Source organism: Pseudomonas sp. BRG-100 (assembly GCF_000737955.1).
GTDB lineage: Bacteria > Pseudomonadota > Gammaproteobacteria > Pseudomonadales > Pseudomonadaceae > Aquipseudomonas > Aquipseudomonas synxantha_A.
In genome coordinates this window covers 3,245,733-3,262,479 of sequence record NZ_JPRX01000001.1, presented here as the reverse complement: position 1 = coordinate 3,262,479, position 16,747 = coordinate 3,245,733, and the positions used below count along the sequence as shown (strand labels likewise).

The following is a 16,747-nucleotide window of genomic DNA, read 5'->3' as shown; positions in this document are numbered from 1 at the left end:
CATTCCATAGTAAGTGTTTATGCCAATGAGAATGCGGCCCATGGAAATCAGGGTAAAGCCCATGACAAGCAATGCCTAGGATAACGACAGCTTATGTATGAAGCGCTGGGTAACCTCTCTCTCGATCTGCTGCGAGCCTTCGAAGCGGCGGCGCGCCACCGCAGTTTTACCGCCGCGGCGATGGAGCTTGGCACCACCCAGCCGGCGGTCAGCCAGCAGATCAAGCGTCTTGAAGAACAACTGGCAATCCGCCTGTTTGACCGCATCTATCGCGGTATCGAACTGACCGACGCCGGCGTGCTGTTGTTCGAGCACGTACAGGGCGCCCTGCAAAGCATCAATCAAGGGCTCAGCACCATCACCCAACAGGACCAGCACGAAGTACTGCAAGTGGCTACCGACTTCGCCTTCGCCGCCTATTGGCTGATGCCGCGCCTGCATCGCTTTCACCAGGCCAACCCGCAGGTGGATGTGAGCCTGGTTACCAGTGAGCGCAACCACGCCAGCCTGCGCAGCGATATCGATGTGGCGGTGCTGTTCGGCGATGGCCGTTTCAAGCAGGGCGACAGCCTGTGGTTGTTCAATGAGGAAGTGTTCCCGGTATGCAGCCCGCAGTGGCTCAAGGCTCAGGCCGCGCCGATGACGGTGCAATCCTTGCCCGAGTACCCGTTGCTGCACCTGCGTCAGGAAAACAACAGCCAATGGTTCGACTGGAGCGGGGTGTTCCGCCAATTGGGTATATCCGCTGCGCCAACTCCCGGGCAATTGCGCTTCGACAACTACACCTTGCTGATTCAGGCTGCGATTGCCGGCCAGGGCGTTGCCATCGGCTGGCGCCATCTGGTGGATAACCTGCTGGAACAGAACTGGCTGTGCCGACCGATCAGCCCCACGGTGACCTCGCGTTTCGGTTATTACGTGGTGCAACCCCAGCGCAAACGCCGCGGGCAGTTGGTTGAGCGTTTTGTCCAATGGCTGATGGCGGAACAGGCCAGCAGTGCGCAGTCGTTGACCGGGCTGGCCCTGCCTTCGATTGCGGTCTAGGATCGGCACATCGTGGATCCGGAGTCCGTCATGCAACGTATCAAGGGCTATCACGCCCATATCTACTTCGACGCCAGCACCATCGACCAGGCGCGCACGCTCTGTGAGGACGCCGCCAGGCTGTTCCCGTTGCGCATGGGCCGTGTGCATGAGCGGCCGGTCGGCCCGCACCCGGATTGGAGTTGTCAGCTGGCATTCGAGCCGGAATACATCGGCGTGGTGTTGCCGTGGCTGGCGCTGCACCGCGATGGCCTGGTGGTCTTCCTGCATCCTGAAACCGGCGATGACCTGAAGGACCACACCGACTACGCGATCTGGATGGGTGCGATGCGCGAGCTAGATCTGTCGGTTTTTTAACTTTCCTTATCAGATAACGCCTTGCCTTTCCCTAAGTAAAAACAGGGAACGGTGTAGGATTAATCTTGCTTCGTCTCATTATGTGGGATCGATATTTATATATTGAGATATTCCGGCGCGTAGGTTTATATTCGCCCATCTGCTTTTTTCAGCACCCACTCATTTCAGGTGAAGCGATGCAGGCGCAATTGATCGCGCTCGATTGGGGGACCAGCTCCCTTCGTGCTTACAAACTCGGCTCGGCGGGCGTTGTGCTGGAACAGCGCGCGCAAGCCTGGGGCATCATGCATTTGCCCAGCGAGCCACGGGACATCAACGGTATTCATTGCACTGACGGCTTCGAGTTGGCGTTCGATAGCGCCTGCGGCGATTGGCTCGACGCCCAGCCTGAATTGCCAGTGATTGCCTGCGGTATGGTTGGCAGCGCGCAGGGTTGGAGCGAGGCGGCTTATTGCGCCACGCCTGTGGATGTCGCCAGCCTGGGCTTGGCGTTGCACCGCGTGCGCAGCCTGCGTGGGGTGGATGTGCATATTGTGCCGGGGGTGATTGAGCAAGCGGGTTTACCCAATGTGATGCGCGGCGAAGAAACCCAGGTGCTCGGCGTGCTGCAGGGGCTTGGGGCCCAAGTGCTGATCGGGTTGCCCGGCAGCCACTCCAAATGGGTCGAGGTGAGTGAAGGCTGCATTACGCATTTCGACACCTTCATGACCGGCGAACTGTTCGCGGTATTGAGCAAGCACAGCATCCTGGGCCGCACTCAGCAGCCGAGCGAACAATTCCAGGCCGAGGCCTTTGATCGTGGCGTGCACGTGGCGCTTTCAAAGGATGGCAGGCGTGGCGTGCTGTCGACCTTGTTCAGTGCCCGTACCCTGGGCCTGACGGCTGAGCTTGCACCCAACCAGCAGCCCGACTACCTGTCCGGCCTGTTGATCGGCCACGAACTCGCCGGTTTGCCAGACAGCGCCAAAACCAAGCCGATCATCCTGGTTGGCGCCGCCCCACTCTGCGCCCGCTATCAACGCGCTCTGGCCCTTTGCGGCTTCGCCCACGTCAGCCTGGCGCAGGAAGCCACCGAGCGCGGCCTGTGGCAATTGGCCGTGGCGGCTGGGCTCACTCAACCTGTAACGGAGGCCTGACATGCTCAAGCAAGCACTCGCGCAAAACGGTTTGATCGCAATCCTGCGTGGCATACGCCCGGACGAAGCCCAGGCCATCGGCCAGGTGTTGTACGACGCGGGTTTTCGTGTGATCGAAGTCCCGCTCAATTCGCCGGAGCCGTACACCAGCATTCGCACCCTGCGCGACAGCCTGCCCGCCGATTGCCTGATCGGCGCCGGCACGGTGTTGACGCCTGAACAGGTCGAGCAGGTGAAGGCGGCTGGTGGACAGGTGATTGTCATGCCCCATAGCGATGCCAAAGTACTGCGCGCCGCCAAGGCCGCAGGCCTGTACTTGTCGCCTGGCGTGGCGACGCCAACCGAGGCGTTTGCCGCACTGGCCGAAGGCGCCGACGTATTGAAGCTGTTCCCGGCCGAGCAGATCGGTCCTTCGGTGATCAAGGCGTGGCTGGCGGTATTGCCGGCGGGCACGCTGCTGCTGCCGGTAGGCGGTGTTACGCCGGACAACATGCAGGTGTTTATCGACGCCGGCGCAAAAGGGTTCGGGTTGGGCTCCGGGTTGTTCAAGCCGGGAATGACAGTGGATCAGGTCGCGAGCCGTGCCCAGGCTTATGTCGCCGCCTGGAAAGCCCTGAGCTGATAGCAAGTTCCGCGCCCGCAGGCGCTGCATCCATAAGAGAGACAAGAGATGAAAATCACCAAATTGACGACCTTTATCGTCCCGCCGCGCTGGTGCTTCCTCAAGGTCGAAACCGACCAGGGCGTGACTGGCTGGGGTGAGCCCGTGGTCGAAGGCCGCGCTCACACAGTGGCCGCCGCCGTCGAAGAACTGTCCGACTACCTGATCGGCAAAGACCCACGCAATATTGAAGATATCTGGACGGTGCTCTATCGCGGCGGGTTCTATCGCGGCGGTGCCGTGCACATGAGCGCCCTCGCCGGTATCGACCAGGCGTTGTGGGACATCAAGGGCAAGGCGCTGGGCGTCTCGGTCAGCGATCTGCTGGGCGGCCAGGTGCGTGACAAGATTCGCGTGTACTCGTGGATCGGTGGCGACCGCCCCGCCGACACTGCCCGTGCAGCCAAAGAGGCCGTGGCTCGTGGCTTCACTGCGGTGAAAATGAACGGCACCGAAGAACTGCAGTTCCTCGACAGCTTCGACAAAGTCGACCTGGCACTGGCCAATGTCGCTGCCGTGCGCGATGCGGTGGGCCCTAACGTCGGTATCGGCGTCGACTTCCATGGCCGCGTGCACAAGCCCATGGCCAAGGTGCTGATGAAAGAGCTTGATCCTTACAAACTGATGTTCATTGAAGAACCGGTGCTCAGCGAAAACTACGAAGCATTGAAAGAACTGGCGCCGCTGACCAGTACGCCGATTGCCCTGGGCGAGCGCCTGTTTTCGCGTTGGGATTTCAAGCGTGTGCTCAGCGAAGGCTACGTCGACATCATCCAGCCGGACGCCTCCCACGCAGGCGGGATTACCGAAACCCGCAAGATCGCCAACATGGCCGAAGCCTACGACGTGGCCCTGGCCCTGCACTGTCCGCTGGGCCCGATTGCCCTGGCAGCGTGCCTGCAACTGGATGCGGCTTGCTACAACGCATTTATCCAGGAGCAAAGCCTGGGTATCCACTATAACGAAAGCAACGACCTGCTCGACTACGTGCGCGACCCGGGCGTGTTCGACTATGACCAGGGCTTTGTGAAGATCCCCAACGGCCCGGGCCTGGGCATCGAGATCAACGAGGAATATGTGATTGAGCGCGCGGCTATCGGCCATCGCTGGCGCAATCCGATCTGGCGCCACGCCGATGGCAGTTTTGCCGAGTGGTGATTTTTATCTGAAGGAATGCGCTCCCACATTGACCGCGTTCCTTCAACACGTTTTGTCCTCAACAAACATAAAAAGAGGCACCCCATGCACCCTGAATCCCTCACCGGGCAGGCACCCTTAGTCACGCCCAGCCGAAAGCGCTTTTTCATCATGGTGCTGCTGTTCATCACCGTGGTAATCAACTACCTGGACCGCAGCAACCTGTCGATTGCCGCGCCTGCGCTGACCAGCGAACTGGGTATCGACCCGGTGCAGGTCGGGCTTATTTTCTCCGCTTTCGGTTGGACTTACGCGGCCATGCAAATCCCCGGCGGCTGGCTGGTTGACCGCGTGCCGCCGCGCATTCTCTACACGGCGGCCCTGCTGCTGTGGTCGATTGCCACCGTGATGCTTGGTTTCGCCGCCAGCTTTATCGCGTTGTTCGTGTTGCGCATGGCCGTTGGCGCGTTGGAGGCGCCGGCCTATCCCATCAACAGCCGTGTGGTCACCACCTGGTTTCCCGAGCGCGAGCGCGCCACGGCAATTGGCGTCTACACCTCCGGGCAATTCGTCGGCCTGGCGTTCCTCACCCCGGTACTGGCGTGGCTGCAGCATCAGTACGGCTGGCACATGGTGTTTGTCGTTACCGGTGGCGTTGGCATCCTGTGGGCCGCGATCTGGTACGCGGTGTATCGCGAGCCCAAAGATTTCAAAGGCGCCAACGAAGCCGAAATCCAATTGATCCGCGACGGTGGCGGGCTGGTGGACATGCAGGCGAAAACCGTCAAGGCACCCTTCAGTTGGACCGACCTCGGCATCGTGCTGAGCAAGCGCAAGCTGTGGGGCATTTACTTGGGGCAGTTTTGCCTGAACTCCACGCTGTGGTTCTTCCTGACCTGGTTCCCGACGTACCTGGTGAAATACCGCGGCATGGACTTTATCCAGTCAGGTTTGTTGGCGTCGTTGCCGTTCCTGGCCGCTTTTGTGGGCGTGCTGTGTTCGGGGGTGTTTTCCGATTGGTTGATCCGTCGTGGTGCCTCGGTAGGCTTTGCCCGCAAGTTGCCGATCATCAGTGGGCTGCTGATTTCCACGGCGATCATCGGTGCCAACTACGTGGACTCCACGGCGTGGGTCATCGCGTTTCTGGCGGTGGCATTTTTCGGCAATGGCCTGGCGTCGATCACTTGGTCGCTGGTTTCGACCTTGGCGCCTGCGCGGTTGCTGGGGCTGACCGGAGGCGTGTTCAACTTCATCGGTAACCTGTCGGCAATCGCTACGCCCATCGTGATCGGCTTTCTGGCCAGTGGTTCGTCGTTTGCGCCGGCGATTACTTACATCGCGGTGCTGGCGTTGCTGGGAGCACTTTCCTACATATTGCTTGTAGGTAAAGTCGAGCGGATCGAGCTGTAAAAAAGGGCGACCTTGGAGTCGCCCTTCTTTCGCGATTACGGCACCGACATTTCGTTATGGAAAATGTTGTGTGGGTCCCAGCGCTGCTTGGTACGCCGCAGGCGGCTTTCGATGATCAGGTCGGGAAAGAAGATCTTGTACCACTGTGGGTTTTTACCATTGGCCGGATTGCCACCGATGTAGGTCATATCGAGGTCGGGATAATTGATGTAACAACCTTCAAACTCGTCGTTGACCGGTACGCCCTGATCATCGGCGAACGCGTTAAAGTACAACCCTCGGATCCAGTCGGCATGGGCTTGATCCGAGGCGGCGCTATCGCCGCGCCAGTAACATTGCGGTTGCCACTTGAGGTATGACGAGCGCTGAGCGGCTGACGACTCCCTGCGCACTGGCTCGCTGGCGGCATTGATCTGGCCACCGAAAGACTGAATCTGAATGAGGCTTTGTGTCAGGTGGTTATCAGGGTCTGGCCAGGTCAATGTGGTCCAGATGGCGTCCAGCACTTGAGGGCTGAACACGCCCTTCTGATAAGCCGACTTATAACGCCCACGCTGGTTGTCCCCCGAGCCATTCAATGTCTGTTGGCATACCAGCCAATCCACGCGTTGGGTAGCTTCCTCGGCGGATTCCAATGAATTGATGGTGCGTCCCGCGCAGCTACCACGCGGCTGATGGATGACGTGAAACGGCACCACTGACTCGGTAGCAGGTAGCCCGATGGCTGTCAGCATCTTGTCGACAAAATCATCGAAAGGGGCTCGCTCGTTCAGTTCGCCATCCTTGTCCACATAGTGAATACCCAGGGTCACATTGCCTGTGTGCTGGTGGCGCATCTCCAGCTTGGTCGCCAGGCCCCAAGTGTCCGTGTTGCTTTGATTGCTGGCGAACCATGATTGATAGGCCACCAGCAGGTTATCGAGTGCAGGTTTGGTCAGTACGGACCAGTCCCATTCCAACACCAGCCACAGTACCTCTTTCGGTGCCGGTGGCAGGTCTTTGAAGTAATAGCTGGTGATGATGCCGAACTGTCCGCCACCGGCACCGCAACACGCGGCGAACAGGTCCAGTTCGTCCTGATTGGTGCTGTCGCGAGAAACGTGGCGCGGTTCGAGGCCTTTGCCAAGGCTGTCGGGCACCAGGATATCCACACCGCTGAGCCAGTCACATACCAGTCCATATTTGCGCGACAGCAGCCCATAGCCGCCCCCGCAAATATGTCCGCCAAGGCCCACTGAATAACACGAGCCACCGGGCAGGGTTTTGTTGGCCAGCTTGTATAACGCGACATAGGCATCCCAGTTTTGTCCGCCGGCTTCCAGGCGAAAGCTATAGCGTTCAGCAGCGCTGGGGTCCAGCTCGGAGCCGATTTGCCCGCTGGCGTCATAGACCACCTGGTTCAACGCACTGATATCCAGAATCGACAGTACCTCAAGTGGACTGTCGGGCATCTTGTTGGCGACAAAGCCTTCGTAGCAATGACCACCACTGCGTACGGTGATGCGCCCCTCGGGAAGGGCCAATGCCTGCGCGGCGGCGTCAATGATGTCTTGTGGGTTGCGGCAGAGGTAGATCAGGTTGGCGCCATTTTGCGAAGACTGACCCTGCACATTGCCCAACGGCCAGCGCAGGTTGAAGCCCTTTTGCAAGGTTGAGTGACGGGAGTCTGAAGAGGTAATGAGATCAAAGGCCATGATGTACTCCTGAGAGCCAGGGATGACTTCTGATGCAACTAACTTAACGACCGGGAAGCAAGAAATGCGGGGGGCTTGCGAGGGTGGTTAGACGGCAATAGGCATGGAAGTGCGTTGGGGTGACGTGGTGTCACCCCTCAGCGTAGCGCAAGTATCAAAACGCAGGTGCTTACTTGCGTGCGTTGCGCACACCTGCCGACAGCGCCGCGCAATGACTCAGCACGCCATCGATCGCTTGCTGGTCGCTGCCGGCATTGGCGATGTGATCGATCAGTGCCGAACCCACCACCACACCGTCGGCCAGGCGCGCAATGGCCGCAGCTTGTTCCGGTGTACGAATACCGAAACCGATGCTGATCGGCAGGTCGGTGTGGCGACGCAGACGCGTGACCGCTTCTTCGACGTGTTCCAGCGTGGCGGCGCCGGCACCGGTCACGCCTGCTACCGACACGTAATACACAAACCCGGAACTGCCGTTGAGCACCGTCGGCAGGCGCACGTCATCGGTGGTCGGCGTGGTCAGGCGGATAAAGTCGATGCCCGCGGCCTGAGCCGGGTCGCACAACTCGCCGTTGTGCTCAGGTGGCATGTCGACCACGATCAGGCCGTCGACGCCGGCTGCCTTCGCATCGGCGATAAACTGCGGCACACCGTATTTGTGAATGGGGTTGAAGTAGCCCATCAACACCAGAGGGGTGTCGCTGTCGTCGGTGCGGAACTCGCGGACCATTTGCAGGGTTTTCGCCAGGTTTTGCTTGGCGTCCAGCGCACGGATATTAGCCAGTTGAATCGCCGGGCCGTCTGCCATCGGATCGGTGAAGGGCATGCCCAGCTCGATCACGTCGGCGCCGGCGGCCGGCAAGCCCTTGAGGATCGCCAGCGAGGCGTCATAACCCGGGTCGCCAGCGGTGACGAAGGTCACCAGGGCGGCGCGGTTTTGTTCCTTGAGTTGCGCAAAGCGGGTTTGCAGGCGGCTCATTTAGTGTTTCTCCTGCTTGGACTGTTCCATGTGATGCATCACGGTCTGCATATCTTTGTCGCCACGGCCCGAGAGATTGACCACCATCAGATGATCCTTGGGCAGGGTGGGTGCGCGCTTGAACACTTCAGCCAGGGCGTGGGCGCTTTCCAGCGCAGGAATTATCCCTTCCAGGCGGCAGCATTTGTGGAATGCATCCAGGGCTTCGTCATCAGTTACCGAGGTGTACTGGACGCGGCCGATGTCATGCAACCAGGCGTGCTCAGGGCCGATGCCGGGGTAGTCGAGGCCGGCGGAAATCGAATGGGCGTCGATGATCTGGCCGTCGTCGTCCTGCAGCAGGAAGGTGCGGTTGCCGTGCAGCACGCCGGGTACGCCGCCGTTGAGGCTGGCGGCGTGCTTGCCGGTTTCGATGCCATGGCCCGCTGCTTCGACGCCGATGATTTCGACGCTGGTGTCATCCAGGAACGGGTGGAATAAGCCCATGGCGTTGGAGCCACCGCCGATGCACGCCACCAGGCTATCCGGCAGGCGGCCTTCCTGGGCTTGCAGTTGGGTGCGGGTTTCCTTGCCGATCACGGCCTGGAAGTCGCGCACCATGGCCGGGTAAGGATGCGGGCCGGCCACGGTGCCGATCAGGTAGAAGGTGCTGTCGACGTTGGTCACCCAGTCACGCAGGGCTTCGTTCATGGCGTCTTTGAGGGTGCCGGTGCCGGCGACCACCGGGATCACTTCGGCACCCAGCAGCTTCATGCGAAACACGTTGGCCTGCTGGCGCTCGATATCGGTGGTGCCCATGTAGATCACGCATTGCAGGCCGAAGCGTGCGGCAACGGTAGCGGTGGCTACGCCGTGCATACCGGCACCGGTCTCGGCGATGATGCGTTTCTTGCCCATGCGCCGTGCCAGCAGGATCTGGCCGATGCAGTTGTTGATCTTGTGCGCGCCGGTGTGGTTCAGCTCTTCGCGCTTGAGATAGATCTTGGCGCCGCCACAGAACTCCGTCAGGCGTTCGGCGAAGTACAGCGGGCTTGGGCGTCCGACGTAATCGCGCTGGAAGTAGGCCAATTCTTCATTGAACGCTGGATCCACTTTGGCCGCTTCGTATTCACGGGCCAGGTCGAGGATCAACGGCATCAGCGTTTCAGCCACGTAGCGGCCGCCGAACGCACCAAACAGGCCGTTGGCGTCAGGGCCGTTGCGTAGATCGGTCTGGGACTGGGTCATGGGGCGCTCCAGGAATGAATGTGTGTTGAGAGGCAATGACGGCCACTCTACCCCTGACGCTTTGGCCTGAAAACCGATAAGATCGCCGTAACCTGTCAGGAAAACTCACAGATGAGCCGCGACCTACCACCCCTCAATGCCTTGCGTGCTTTTGAAGCCACCGCCCGCTTCAGTAGCGTCAGCCAAGCCGCTGAGCAACTGCACGTGACCCACGGTGCGGTCAGCCGGCAGTTGAAAGTACTGGAAGAACATTTGGGTGTGAGCCTGTTCGTCAAGGATGGACGTGGCCTTAAACTCACAGATGCAGGCGTACGGCTTCGGGATGCCAGCGTGGAGGCTTTCGAGCGGCTGCGGGACGCGTGCGCCGAACTCTCCCAAAGCGGCGTCGACGCGCCCTTCGTGCTCGGCTGTTCGGGCAGTTTGCTGGCGCGCTGGTTTATCCCCCGGCTGGGGCGCTTGAATGCGGACTTGCCAGATTTGCGCCTGCACCTGTCGGCGGGCGAAGGCGATCTGGACCCCCGGCGGCCAGGCCTGGACGCCTTACTGGTATTCGCCGAGCCGCCGTGGCCGGCAGATATGCAGGTGTATGAGCTGGCCAGCGAGCGCATCGGCCCGGTGTTGAGCCCTCGTTTCGCAGGTTTTGAACAGTTGCGTCAGGCTCCAGCAACGGCATTGGTAAGCGAAGCGTTGTTGCACACCACCTCACGACCCCAGGCCTGGCCCAGTTGGGCGCGGCAACACGGCATCGAGCCCGGCGCGTTGAAACTCGGCCAGGGGTTTGAGCACTTGTATTATTTGCTGGAAGCGGCAGTAGCAGGATTGGGAGTGGCGATTGCGCCAGAACCACTGGTGGCAGAGGACCTGCGAGCGGGTCGCCTGGTGGCGCCGTGGGGCTTCAGCGAAACCCCGGCGCACCTGGCGTTGTGGCTACCCAAGCGCGCCGCAGACGGGCGCGCCGGGCAGTTGGCGCAATGGCTCAAGGCTGAGCTGTTGCGTCAACCGGTGTAACCGGTCAATCAGTCACCGCGCTTGCACAGCAGGTAGGCTGCCAGCAAGCCCAGTGCACCTACGGCAACGCCGGCGGTCGTCCATGGGTGCTCTTGTGCGTAGTCACGGGTGGCAGCACTGGTTTCACGAATTTTGACTTTGCTTTCTTCATAGGCGTCGCTGATCAGGTGGCGAGAGTGCTTGAGGGCGTTCTCGGCATTGCTTTTCAGGGCCTTCAGCGTTTTGCGCGACTCATCGGACGCGTCGTCCTTGAGGCTCTCCAGAGATTTGAGCAGGCTCGAAATCTCGGCTTCCATGCTTTCCAGCGACGCTTTGCGTAAAGAAGTGTTGGCCATGTGGACATCTCCTGAAGTGATTGAGTGGCGTGTGTAGATACCGACTGCGCCGGTTTCAGAAAGTGCAGTAATTCTGAACTTTCACCTCCCAGCGGTCGCCAGAAGCAGTAAGCACATTCGCTGCTAGTCTTGATTGACGACCTATAGGAGAAACGCCATGAGTGATCATCACACCTACAAGAAAGTCGAACTGGTGGGCTCTTCCACCACCAGCATCGAAGACGCAATCAACAATGCTCTGGCTGAAGCCAACAAAAGCATCAAGCACCTGGAGTGGTTCGAGGTGACTGAAACCCGTGGTCACATCAAGGATGGCAAGGCCGCGCACTTCCAGGTCACGCTGAAAGTGGGGTTCCGAATTGCGAGTAGTTAATCCGCTCAGTTGAACTTTGCCCGCTGGCCGATTGCCATAACCTGCGCTACAACGAATGCGTGCCGATGCGATGAGCGTTGGCACGCTCTTTTTGATCAGCGCAAGGAAAGTAACGGATGAAGAAGTTTCTGTTGGCGGTGGGTTTGTTGAGCATTGCGGGTACGGCGATGGCAGCCAAGGACTGTGAGGAGCTGAAAAGCGAGATCGCAGCGAAAATCGATGCCAAGGGCGTACCGCATTACTCTTTGGAAATCGTAGATAAAGGTGCCGCAGCGGGTGGTGACGTCGTAGGGACGTGCGGCGGCGACACCAAGGAAATTGTCTACAAGCGCGGTTGATTCCGTGCTCCAGACATAAAAACCGACGCAAGTGCGTCGGTTTTTTTCGCTTGGATTTCAGTCCTTCATCACCTGTGCCAGCAGCTCGTAGGAATGAATCCGGTCGGCGTGCTCATAAAGGTCACTGGTAAAAATCAGCTCATCGGCGCCGGTCTGCTCGATCAACACCTCCAGCTTGGCGCGAATCTTCGCCGGGCTACCCACCATGGCCAGGCCAAGGAAGCTACCCACCGCGTCTTTTTCATGGGGCAGCCACAAGCCGTCCATGGTTTTTACCGGTGGGCGCTGCACCAGGCTCTGGCCGCGCATCAGCGCGAGGATGCGTTGGTACATCGAGGTGGCCAGGTAATCGGCCTGTTCGTCGGTATCGGCTGCCACCAGTGGAATGCCGAGCATCACGTAGGGCTTGTCCAGTACCGCCGAAGGCTTGAAGTGATTGCGGTACACACGAATCGCCTCATGCATCAGGCGCGGTGCGAAGTGGGAGGCGAAGGCGTAGGGCAAGCCACGCTCACCGGCCAATTGCGCGCTGAACAGGCTCGAACCCAACAGCCACACTGGCACATTGGTGCCCGTGCCCGGTACGGCGATCACCCGTTGGTCGGGCGTACGCGGGCCCAGGTAGGCCATGAGTTCGGCTACGTCTTCGGGGAAGTCATCGGCACTGCCGGAGCGTTCACGGCGCAGGGCGCGAGCGGTCATCTGGTCAGAACCGGGCGCGCGGCCCAGGCCCAGGTCGATACGGCCTGGGTAGAGGCTTTCCAGAGTGCCGAACTGTTCGGCAATCACCAATGGCGCGTGGTTAGGCAGCATGACGCCGCCGGAACCGACACGAATGGTCGAGGTGCCGCCAGCCAGATAGCCGAGCAATACTGAAGTGGCCGAGCTGGCGATGCCGTCCATATTGTGGTGCTCAGCCACCCAGAAGCGGTTGTAGCCGAACTTTTCCACGTGTTGGGCCAAGTCCAGGGAATTGCGCAGCGATTGCGCCGGGCTGCCATTGGCACGCACGGGCACCAGGTCGAGGGTCGAAAACTTTACGTCGGACAGCGATTTCATCAGCCTGCTTCTCCAATAGGGCGTACAGGCTTTTTTAAACGAGCTAAAACCTGCCGCTGCATGTGCATACTTCATGCAATAAGGGCATATACCCGAGATTCAATAGGTGGCTCCGAAATTTCCTACTGTATCGCTAGGTTTTTCCGACAAGGTGAACTTTGCCCACGGGTCTATCCTCAGAACCCTTACTGACGCAAAACCACCGTTCGAGGAGAAAGCTATGAGTATCGTTAAAAAGGCATCCGCGCATTGGGAAGGTGATCTGAAGACAGGCCTGGGTTCCATATCCACTGAAACCGGCGTGCTGCGCGAAGCGCCCTACGGCTTCAAGGCCCGTTTCGAAGGCGGCAAGGGCACCAACCCTGAAGAGCTTATCGGCGCAGCTCACGCCGGCTGTTTCTCCATGGCGTTTTCCATGATTCTCGGCGATGCCGGGCTCAAGGCTGACAGCATTGATACCCAGGCCGACGTGACCCTGGACCAGGTCGAGGGCGGATTCGCGATCACTGCCGTGCACCTGATCCTTAAAGCCAAGATCCCGGGCGCGAGCCAGGCGCAGTTCGATGAACTGAGCAAAAAGGCCAAGGAAGGGTGCCCGGTGTCCAAAGTGCTGAATGCAACCATCACCTTGGATGCCACGCTGGTCAACTGACACAGCAGTACTCTTGTGTGGGAGCGGGCTTGCTCGCGAATGCGGTGGATCAGCCGATATCTCGGGGACTGACACTCCGTATTCGCGAGCAAGCCCGCTCCCACATTTTCAGTTGTGCGTTAAATCAGAACTCGTGTTTGTAAAATGTGGTCGAATAGCCCATGCAGCCTAGGCGCACACTCGTGCGCAGCGCATTCAGGGAGCTACACACATGAAACGTTTTGCCTTGGCAATCATCTGCGGTGTATTGGCCACTTCGGCCGTGGCCGCGCCAAAAGATTGTGAAGAGCTCAGGAAAGAAATCGAAGTGAAGATCCAGGCCAAGGCGATTCCGTCCTACACCCTGGAAATAATCACTGCCGAAGAAGCCGAGAACCATGACAGCGCCATGATCGTCGGTTCGTGCGAAAACGGTACCAAGCGCATCATCTATCAGAAAAACAATGACTGACTCAGATGCAGTTGACGCTGCGTTCTTCGGCCAGCAACTGGCGCGCTGAGTCATACAGCCGGATGTTGGGCGTGAACGCCAGCGAGCGACCTTCGAGCACATAGCGTTGGCCGGCCTGGAAATGGTCGTACTGCAGGGTCATGAAACAGGTGCGATACATCATCTGGCTAAGGCCCCCCAAACCGCCGCCGGCGGGCACTTCAAAGTCAAAGCGCACCATCAGCTCGTGAGGGCCGGGAGGCATTTGGAAGAAGCGCCCGTCGTTGAGGTTTTTCCCGTCCAGGCGCTGAGCCATGACCAATTTGGAGCCCGGCGTCGGCGTGGTGAAATCCACCCAGGCCTGTTGCGGGTCGACAGGCGGGATGGGGGCCGAAGTGCAAGCGCTGAGCAGGAGGGCGGCAACGGGCAATGGAAACTGACGCATGGCAGGTACTCAACGCGAGAAGAGGCTTGAGTATAAACATGCCGCGCCATGGAAAAATCCCGTTCAAGCGCGATAGTCTGGCGAATAAATCACCCAGGAGCAGTCGGTGCATGATCAGGTGTTTTCTTCCAGGGTTGATGGTTGTGCTACTCAGCGGTTGTTCCAGCGTCAGTTATTACAGTCAGTTGGCGAGCGGTCAGTGGCAGTTATTGCGGGCCCGGGAGCCGGTTGCCGAAGTTATCGCCGACCAGACTCGCCCTCAACTATTGCGCGAGCATCTCGTGCAATCGCAAAAAGCTCGCACCTTTGCCAGTGAGCACTTGCATCTGCCGGATAATCAAAGCTACCGGTTATACGCCGATATCGGCCGGCCCTATGTGGTCTGGAATGTCTTCGCCACGCAGGAATTTTCTCTGGCTCCTGAAAACCACTGCTTTCCCATCGCCGGTTGCGTTGCCTATCGCGGCTACTACAACCAAGGCGCGGCGCGTGGCGAGGCGGCGCTGTTGCGGCAACAAGGCATGGACGTGTCGATCGGTGGCGTCGAAGCCTATTCCACCCTGGGGTGGTTCAACGACCCGATCATGAGTTCGATGATGAGTTGGGGTGATGAGCGCCTCGCGACTCTGATCTTCCACGAACTGGCCCACCAGCGTTTCTACGTGAAGGATGACACCGAGTTCAACGAGTCATTCGCCACGTTCGTCGAGCAGGAAGGCACCCGTCAGTGGCGGGCGGCACGGGGCCTGGCGCCTGTCAGCGATGCGGCGTTGAAGCAACGCGATCAATTCATCCGGCTGATTCTCGATACCCGCAAACGCCTGGAGGCGTTGTATGCGCAGCCGTTGGCAGCGGACGCGATGCGCCGGGCCAAAGCGGCGCAATTCGAGCAGTTGCGCAGCGAATACCGGCAACTGCGTGATAGCCAATGGGGTGGTGACAAGCGTTATGACGCCTGGATCAACCAGCCGATGAATAACGCTCGGCTTTTGCCGTTTGGGTTGTATGACCAGTGGGTACCGGCGTTTGCGGCGTTGTTTGCGCAGGAAGGTGGGGATTGGGTGAGGTTTTATGCGGCGGTGGAGAAGTTGGGTGGGTTGCCGGTGGAGCAGCGTAAAGCGGCGTTGAGGCAGTTGGAGAAGGTTGGCCGTTAGGGCCTCATCGCAGGCAAGCCAGCTCCCACAGTTGACCGCATTCTCATGTTGAAAATCGGCCAACTGTGGGAGCTGGCTTGCCTGCGAAAGCGGTCTCAAGAGCGCTGCAAAAATGCCTGGTGCATCTGTGCCAACGTCTCGAAGTGCCAGGTCGGCGCTTCGGCACTCAACTCTTCAAAACTGCCGAACCCATACCCTACCGCCGCCGAATCCAACCCATTGCTGCGTGCGCCGATCAGGTCATGCTTGCGATCACCGATCATCAAGGTTGTGGCCGGGTCCAGCCCTTCCTCACGGATCAAGTGGGCGATCAACTCGACCTTGTTGGTACGCGTGCCGTCCAGTTCGCTGCCGTAAATCACCTTGAAGTGCTTGGCAAAGTCGAAATGCCGCGCAATCTCGCGGGCAAATTCCCATGGCTTGGAGGTGGCCACGTACAGTTGGCGCCCTTGGCTGTTCAGGTCTTCCAGCAGCGGCATCACGCCGTCGAACACGCGGTTTTCATACAGCCCGGTGACCTTGAAGCGCTCGCGGTAGAAATTCACCGCTTCCCAGGCCTTGGCCTCGTCGAAACCGTAGAAGTGCATGAACGCTTGCAGCAGAGGCGGGCCGATGAAGTGTTCAAGCTTGGTCAGGTCAGGTTCGTCGATGCCCAATTTGCCAAGGGCGTACTGGATCGAACGGGTGATGCCCTCACGCGGATCGGTGAGCGTGCCGTCCAGGTCGAAGAGGACCGTTGGGTGGTTGAGGGTCATTGATCGAATCCTTCTGCCAGGTGCAGGTCCTTGAGCTTCACGTAGTTCGCAGCGCTGTAGGTGAAAAAGGCGCGCTCCTTGTCAGTCAGCGCGCGGACCTGTTTAACCGGGCTGCCCACATACAAAAAACCACTGTCGAGTTTCTTGCCGGGTGGCACCAGGCTGCCGGCGCCGATGATCACGTCGTCCTCGACCACGGCGCCGTCCATCACGATGCTGCTCATGCCAATCAAGACGCGGTTGCCCACCGTGCAACCATGCAGCATGACCTTGTGGGCGATGGTCACGTCGTCGCCGATCAGCAGCGGGAAACCATCAGGATTGAACGGCCCTGCATGGGTAATGTGCAACACGCAGCCGTCCTGCACACTGGTGCGTGCGCCGATGCGGATGCGGTGCATGTCGCCGCGAATCACGGTCAGCGGCCAAACCGAGCTGTCGGGGCCGATTTCGACATCGCCGATCACCACCGCCGAAATATCGACAAAAGCCCCGGCGCCCAGGGTTGGCGTGTGGTTCTGATAGGTGCGAAGGGTCACGATAGCCTCTCTCT

The 16,747-nt window shown here is 59.5% G+C and carries 20 protein-coding genes; 12 read left to right on the top strand and 8 right to left on the bottom strand.

The features are described 5' to 3' along the window. The first annotated feature begins 93 nt into the window (after positions 1-93). The 6 genes from JH25_RS13005 to JH25_RS13030 all read left to right on the top strand — a co-directional run bounded on the left by JH25_RS13005 (position 94) and on the right by JH25_RS13030 (position 5,745). Positions 94-1,044: a choline sulfate utilization transcriptional regulator gene (locus JH25_RS13005; protein ID WP_032878587.1), complete on the top strand. Its 951-nt coding sequence runs from the start codon at positions 94-96 to the stop codon at positions 1,042-1,044. Positions 1,045-1,074: 30 nt separating this feature from the next. Continuing rightward, a complete protein-coding gene (locus JH25_RS13010) occupies positions 1,075-1,401 on the top strand; it encodes a DOPA 4,5-dioxygenase family protein (RefSeq protein WP_032878586.1) in 327 nt (108 codons plus the stop codon). 176 nt (positions 1,402-1,577) lie between these two features. Further along, entirely contained in the window at positions 1,578-2,537 is a 960-nt protein-coding gene (locus tag JH25_RS13015) for a 2-dehydro-3-deoxygalactonokinase (RefSeq protein ID WP_032878585.1), read from the top strand. A 1-nt stretch (position 2,538) separates the two neighbouring features. Continuing rightward, complete coding sequence (locus tag JH25_RS13020; RefSeq protein WP_005783399.1) at positions 2,539-3,159, top strand: 2-dehydro-3-deoxy-6-phosphogalactonate aldolase; 621 nt, start codon at positions 2,539-2,541, stop codon at positions 3,157-3,159. 48 nt (positions 3,160-3,207) lie between these two features. Continuing rightward, entirely contained in the window at positions 3,208-4,356 is a 1,149-nt protein-coding gene (dgoD, locus tag JH25_RS13025) for a galactonate dehydratase (RefSeq protein ID WP_005783400.1), read from the top strand. 84 nt (positions 4,357-4,440) lie between these two features. Further along, positions 4,441-5,745, top strand: a complete 1,305-nt coding sequence (locus tag JH25_RS13030) for an MFS transporter (RefSeq protein ID WP_005783401.1) — start codon at positions 4,441-4,443, stop codon at positions 5,743-5,745. Positions 5,746-5,780: 35 nt separating this feature from the next. On the opposite strand, the gene JH25_RS13035 is transcribed toward JH25_RS13030, so the two are convergent. The 3 genes from JH25_RS13035 to trpB form a co-directional block, all read right to left on the bottom strand. Further along, complete coding sequence (locus JH25_RS13035) at positions 5,781-7,439, bottom strand: FAD-dependent oxidoreductase (RefSeq protein ID WP_032878584.1); 1,659 nt, start codon at positions 7,437-7,439, stop codon at positions 5,781-5,783. A gap of 169 nt (positions 7,440-7,608) precedes the next feature. Beyond that, on the bottom strand, positions 7,609-8,418 hold the full coding sequence (gene trpA, locus JH25_RS13040; protein WP_005783403.1) for a tryptophan synthase subunit alpha: 810 nt from the start codon (positions 8,416-8,418) through the stop codon (positions 7,609-7,611). Beyond that, positions 8,419-9,645 (bottom strand): tryptophan synthase subunit beta, encoded by a 1,227-nt coding sequence (gene trpB / locus JH25_RS13045; RefSeq protein WP_005783404.1) that lies wholly within the window; start codon positions 9,643-9,645, stop codon positions 8,419-8,421. A 111-nt stretch (positions 9,646-9,756) separates the two neighbouring features. On the opposite strand from trpB, the gene JH25_RS13050 reads away from it, so the two are divergent. Further along, the gene (locus JH25_RS13050; RefSeq protein WP_032878583.1) at positions 9,757-10,653 is read left to right on the top strand and encodes a LysR family transcriptional regulator; all 897 of its coding nucleotides are present in this window, start codon (positions 9,757-9,759) and stop codon (positions 10,651-10,653) included. 8 nt (positions 10,654-10,661) lie between these two features. Here JH25_RS13050 and JH25_RS13055 read toward each other — a convergent pair whose 3' ends face one another. Then, on the bottom strand, positions 10,662-10,988 hold the full coding sequence (locus tag JH25_RS13055; RefSeq protein WP_003187304.1) for a DUF883 family protein: 327 nt from the start codon (positions 10,986-10,988) through the stop codon (positions 10,662-10,664). A 157-nt stretch (positions 10,989-11,145) separates the two neighbouring features. Here JH25_RS13055 and JH25_RS13060 point away from each other — a divergent pair, with 157 nt between their 5' ends. Together JH25_RS13060 and JH25_RS13065 are read left to right on the top strand one after the other, a co-directional pair. Further along, positions 11,146-11,361, top strand: a complete 216-nt coding sequence (locus tag JH25_RS13060) for a dodecin (RefSeq protein WP_005783406.1) — start codon at positions 11,146-11,148, stop codon at positions 11,359-11,361. Between the two features lie 116 nt (positions 11,362-11,477). Then, positions 11,478-11,699 carry a DUF1161 domain-containing protein gene (locus JH25_RS13065; RefSeq protein ID WP_032878581.1) on the top strand — a complete coding sequence of 74 codons (222 nt, stop codon included), beginning with the start codon at positions 11,478-11,480 and terminating at the stop codon, positions 11,697-11,699. Positions 11,700-11,756: 57 nt separating this feature from the next. On the opposite strand, the gene JH25_RS13070 is transcribed toward JH25_RS13065, so the two are convergent. Beyond that, positions 11,757-12,758 carry an LLM class flavin-dependent oxidoreductase gene (locus tag JH25_RS13070; protein WP_032878580.1) on the bottom strand — a complete coding sequence of 334 codons (1,002 nt, stop codon included), beginning with the start codon at positions 12,756-12,758 and terminating at the stop codon, positions 11,757-11,759. A 220-nt stretch (positions 12,759-12,978) separates the two neighbouring features. On the opposite strand from JH25_RS13070, the gene JH25_RS13075 reads away from it, so the two are divergent. Further along, a complete protein-coding gene (locus JH25_RS13075) occupies positions 12,979-13,410 on the top strand; it encodes an OsmC family protein (protein ID WP_032878579.1) in 432 nt (143 codons plus the stop codon). A 211-nt stretch (positions 13,411-13,621) separates the two neighbouring features. Then, positions 13,622-13,861: a DUF1161 domain-containing protein gene (locus JH25_RS13080; protein ID WP_005783409.1), complete on the top strand. Its 240-nt coding sequence runs from the start codon at positions 13,622-13,624 to the stop codon at positions 13,859-13,861. Position 13,862: 1 nt separating this feature from the next. Here the strand turns inward: JH25_RS13080 and JH25_RS13085 are convergent, their stop codons facing one another. Next, a complete protein-coding gene (locus JH25_RS13085; RefSeq protein ID WP_005783410.1) occupies positions 13,863-14,285 on the bottom strand; it encodes a PA0061/PA0062 family lipoprotein in 423 nt (140 codons plus the stop codon). A gap of 110 nt (positions 14,286-14,395) precedes the next feature. Here JH25_RS13085 and JH25_RS13090 point away from each other — a divergent pair, with 110 nt between their 5' ends. Further along, positions 14,396-15,439: an aminopeptidase gene (locus tag JH25_RS13090; RefSeq protein WP_032878578.1), complete on the top strand. Its 1,044-nt coding sequence runs from the start codon at positions 14,396-14,398 to the stop codon at positions 15,437-15,439. Between the two features lie 95 nt (positions 15,440-15,534). Here the strand turns inward: JH25_RS13090 and JH25_RS13095 are convergent, their stop codons facing one another. Together JH25_RS13095 and JH25_RS13100 are read right to left on the bottom strand one after the other, a co-directional pair. Continuing rightward, on the bottom strand, positions 15,535-16,194 hold the full coding sequence (locus JH25_RS13095) for an HAD family hydrolase (RefSeq protein WP_032878577.1): 660 nt from the start codon (positions 16,192-16,194) through the stop codon (positions 15,535-15,537). After that, the gene (locus JH25_RS13100; protein WP_005783413.1) at positions 16,191-16,733 is read right to left on the bottom strand and encodes a gamma carbonic anhydrase family protein; all 543 of its coding nucleotides are present in this window, start codon (positions 16,731-16,733) and stop codon (positions 16,191-16,193) included. Before JH25_RS13100 ends, JH25_RS13095 begins: the two co-directional genes overlap by 4 nt. Positions 16,734-16,747 lie beyond the last annotated feature (14 nt).

Excerpts from the sequence above, each read along its gene's own strand:
- JH25_RS13005 (WP_032878587.1), top strand. The coding sequence starts at position 94 with ATGTATGAAGCGCTGGGTAACCTCTCTCTCGATCTGCTGCGAGCCTTC.
- JH25_RS13010 (WP_032878586.1), top strand. The coding sequence starts at position 1,075 with ATGCAACGTATCAAGGGCTATCACGCCCATATCTACTTCGACGCCAGC.
- JH25_RS13015 (WP_032878585.1), top strand. The coding sequence starts at position 1,578 with ATGCAGGCGCAATTGATCGCGCTCGATTGGGGGACCAGCTCCCTTCGT.
- JH25_RS13020 (WP_005783399.1), top strand. The coding sequence starts at position 2,539 with ATGCTCAAGCAAGCACTCGCGCAAAACGGTTTGATCGCAATCCTGCGT.
- dgoD (WP_005783400.1), top strand. The coding sequence starts at position 3,208 with ATGAAAATCACCAAATTGACGACCTTTATCGTCCCGCCGCGCTGGTGC.
- JH25_RS13030 (WP_005783401.1), top strand. The coding sequence starts at position 4,441 with ATGCACCCTGAATCCCTCACCGGGCAGGCACCCTTAGTCACGCCCAGC.
- JH25_RS13035 (WP_032878584.1), bottom strand. The coding sequence starts at position 7,439 with ATGGCCTTTGATCTCATTACCTCTTCAGACTCCCGTCACTCAACCTTG.
- trpA (WP_005783403.1), bottom strand. The coding sequence starts at position 8,418 with ATGAGCCGCCTGCAAACCCGCTTTGCGCAACTCAAGGAACAAAACCGC.
- trpB (WP_005783404.1), bottom strand. The coding sequence starts at position 9,645 with ATGACCCAGTCCCAGACCGATCTACGCAACGGCCCTGACGCCAACGGC.
- JH25_RS13050 (WP_032878583.1), top strand. The coding sequence starts at position 9,757 with ATGAGCCGCGACCTACCACCCCTCAATGCCTTGCGTGCTTTTGAAGCC.
- JH25_RS13055 (WP_003187304.1), bottom strand. The coding sequence starts at position 10,988 with ATGGCCAACACTTCTTTACGCAAAGCGTCGCTGGAAAGCATGGAAGCC.
- JH25_RS13060 (WP_005783406.1), top strand. The coding sequence starts at position 11,146 with ATGAGTGATCATCACACCTACAAGAAAGTCGAACTGGTGGGCTCTTCC.
- JH25_RS13065 (WP_032878581.1), top strand. The coding sequence starts at position 11,478 with ATGAAGAAGTTTCTGTTGGCGGTGGGTTTGTTGAGCATTGCGGGTACG.
- JH25_RS13070 (WP_032878580.1), bottom strand. The coding sequence starts at position 12,758 with ATGAAATCGCTGTCCGACGTAAAGTTTTCGACCCTCGACCTGGTGCCC.
- JH25_RS13075 (WP_032878579.1), top strand. The coding sequence starts at position 12,979 with ATGAGTATCGTTAAAAAGGCATCCGCGCATTGGGAAGGTGATCTGAAG.
- JH25_RS13080 (WP_005783409.1), top strand. The coding sequence starts at position 13,622 with ATGAAACGTTTTGCCTTGGCAATCATCTGCGGTGTATTGGCCACTTCG.
- JH25_RS13085 (WP_005783410.1), bottom strand. The coding sequence starts at position 14,285 with ATGCGTCAGTTTCCATTGCCCGTTGCCGCCCTCCTGCTCAGCGCTTGC.
- JH25_RS13090 (WP_032878578.1), top strand. The coding sequence starts at position 14,396 with ATGATCAGGTGTTTTCTTCCAGGGTTGATGGTTGTGCTACTCAGCGGT.
- JH25_RS13095 (WP_032878577.1), bottom strand. The coding sequence starts at position 16,194 with ATGACCCTCAACCACCCAACGGTCCTCTTCGACCTGGACGGCACGCTC.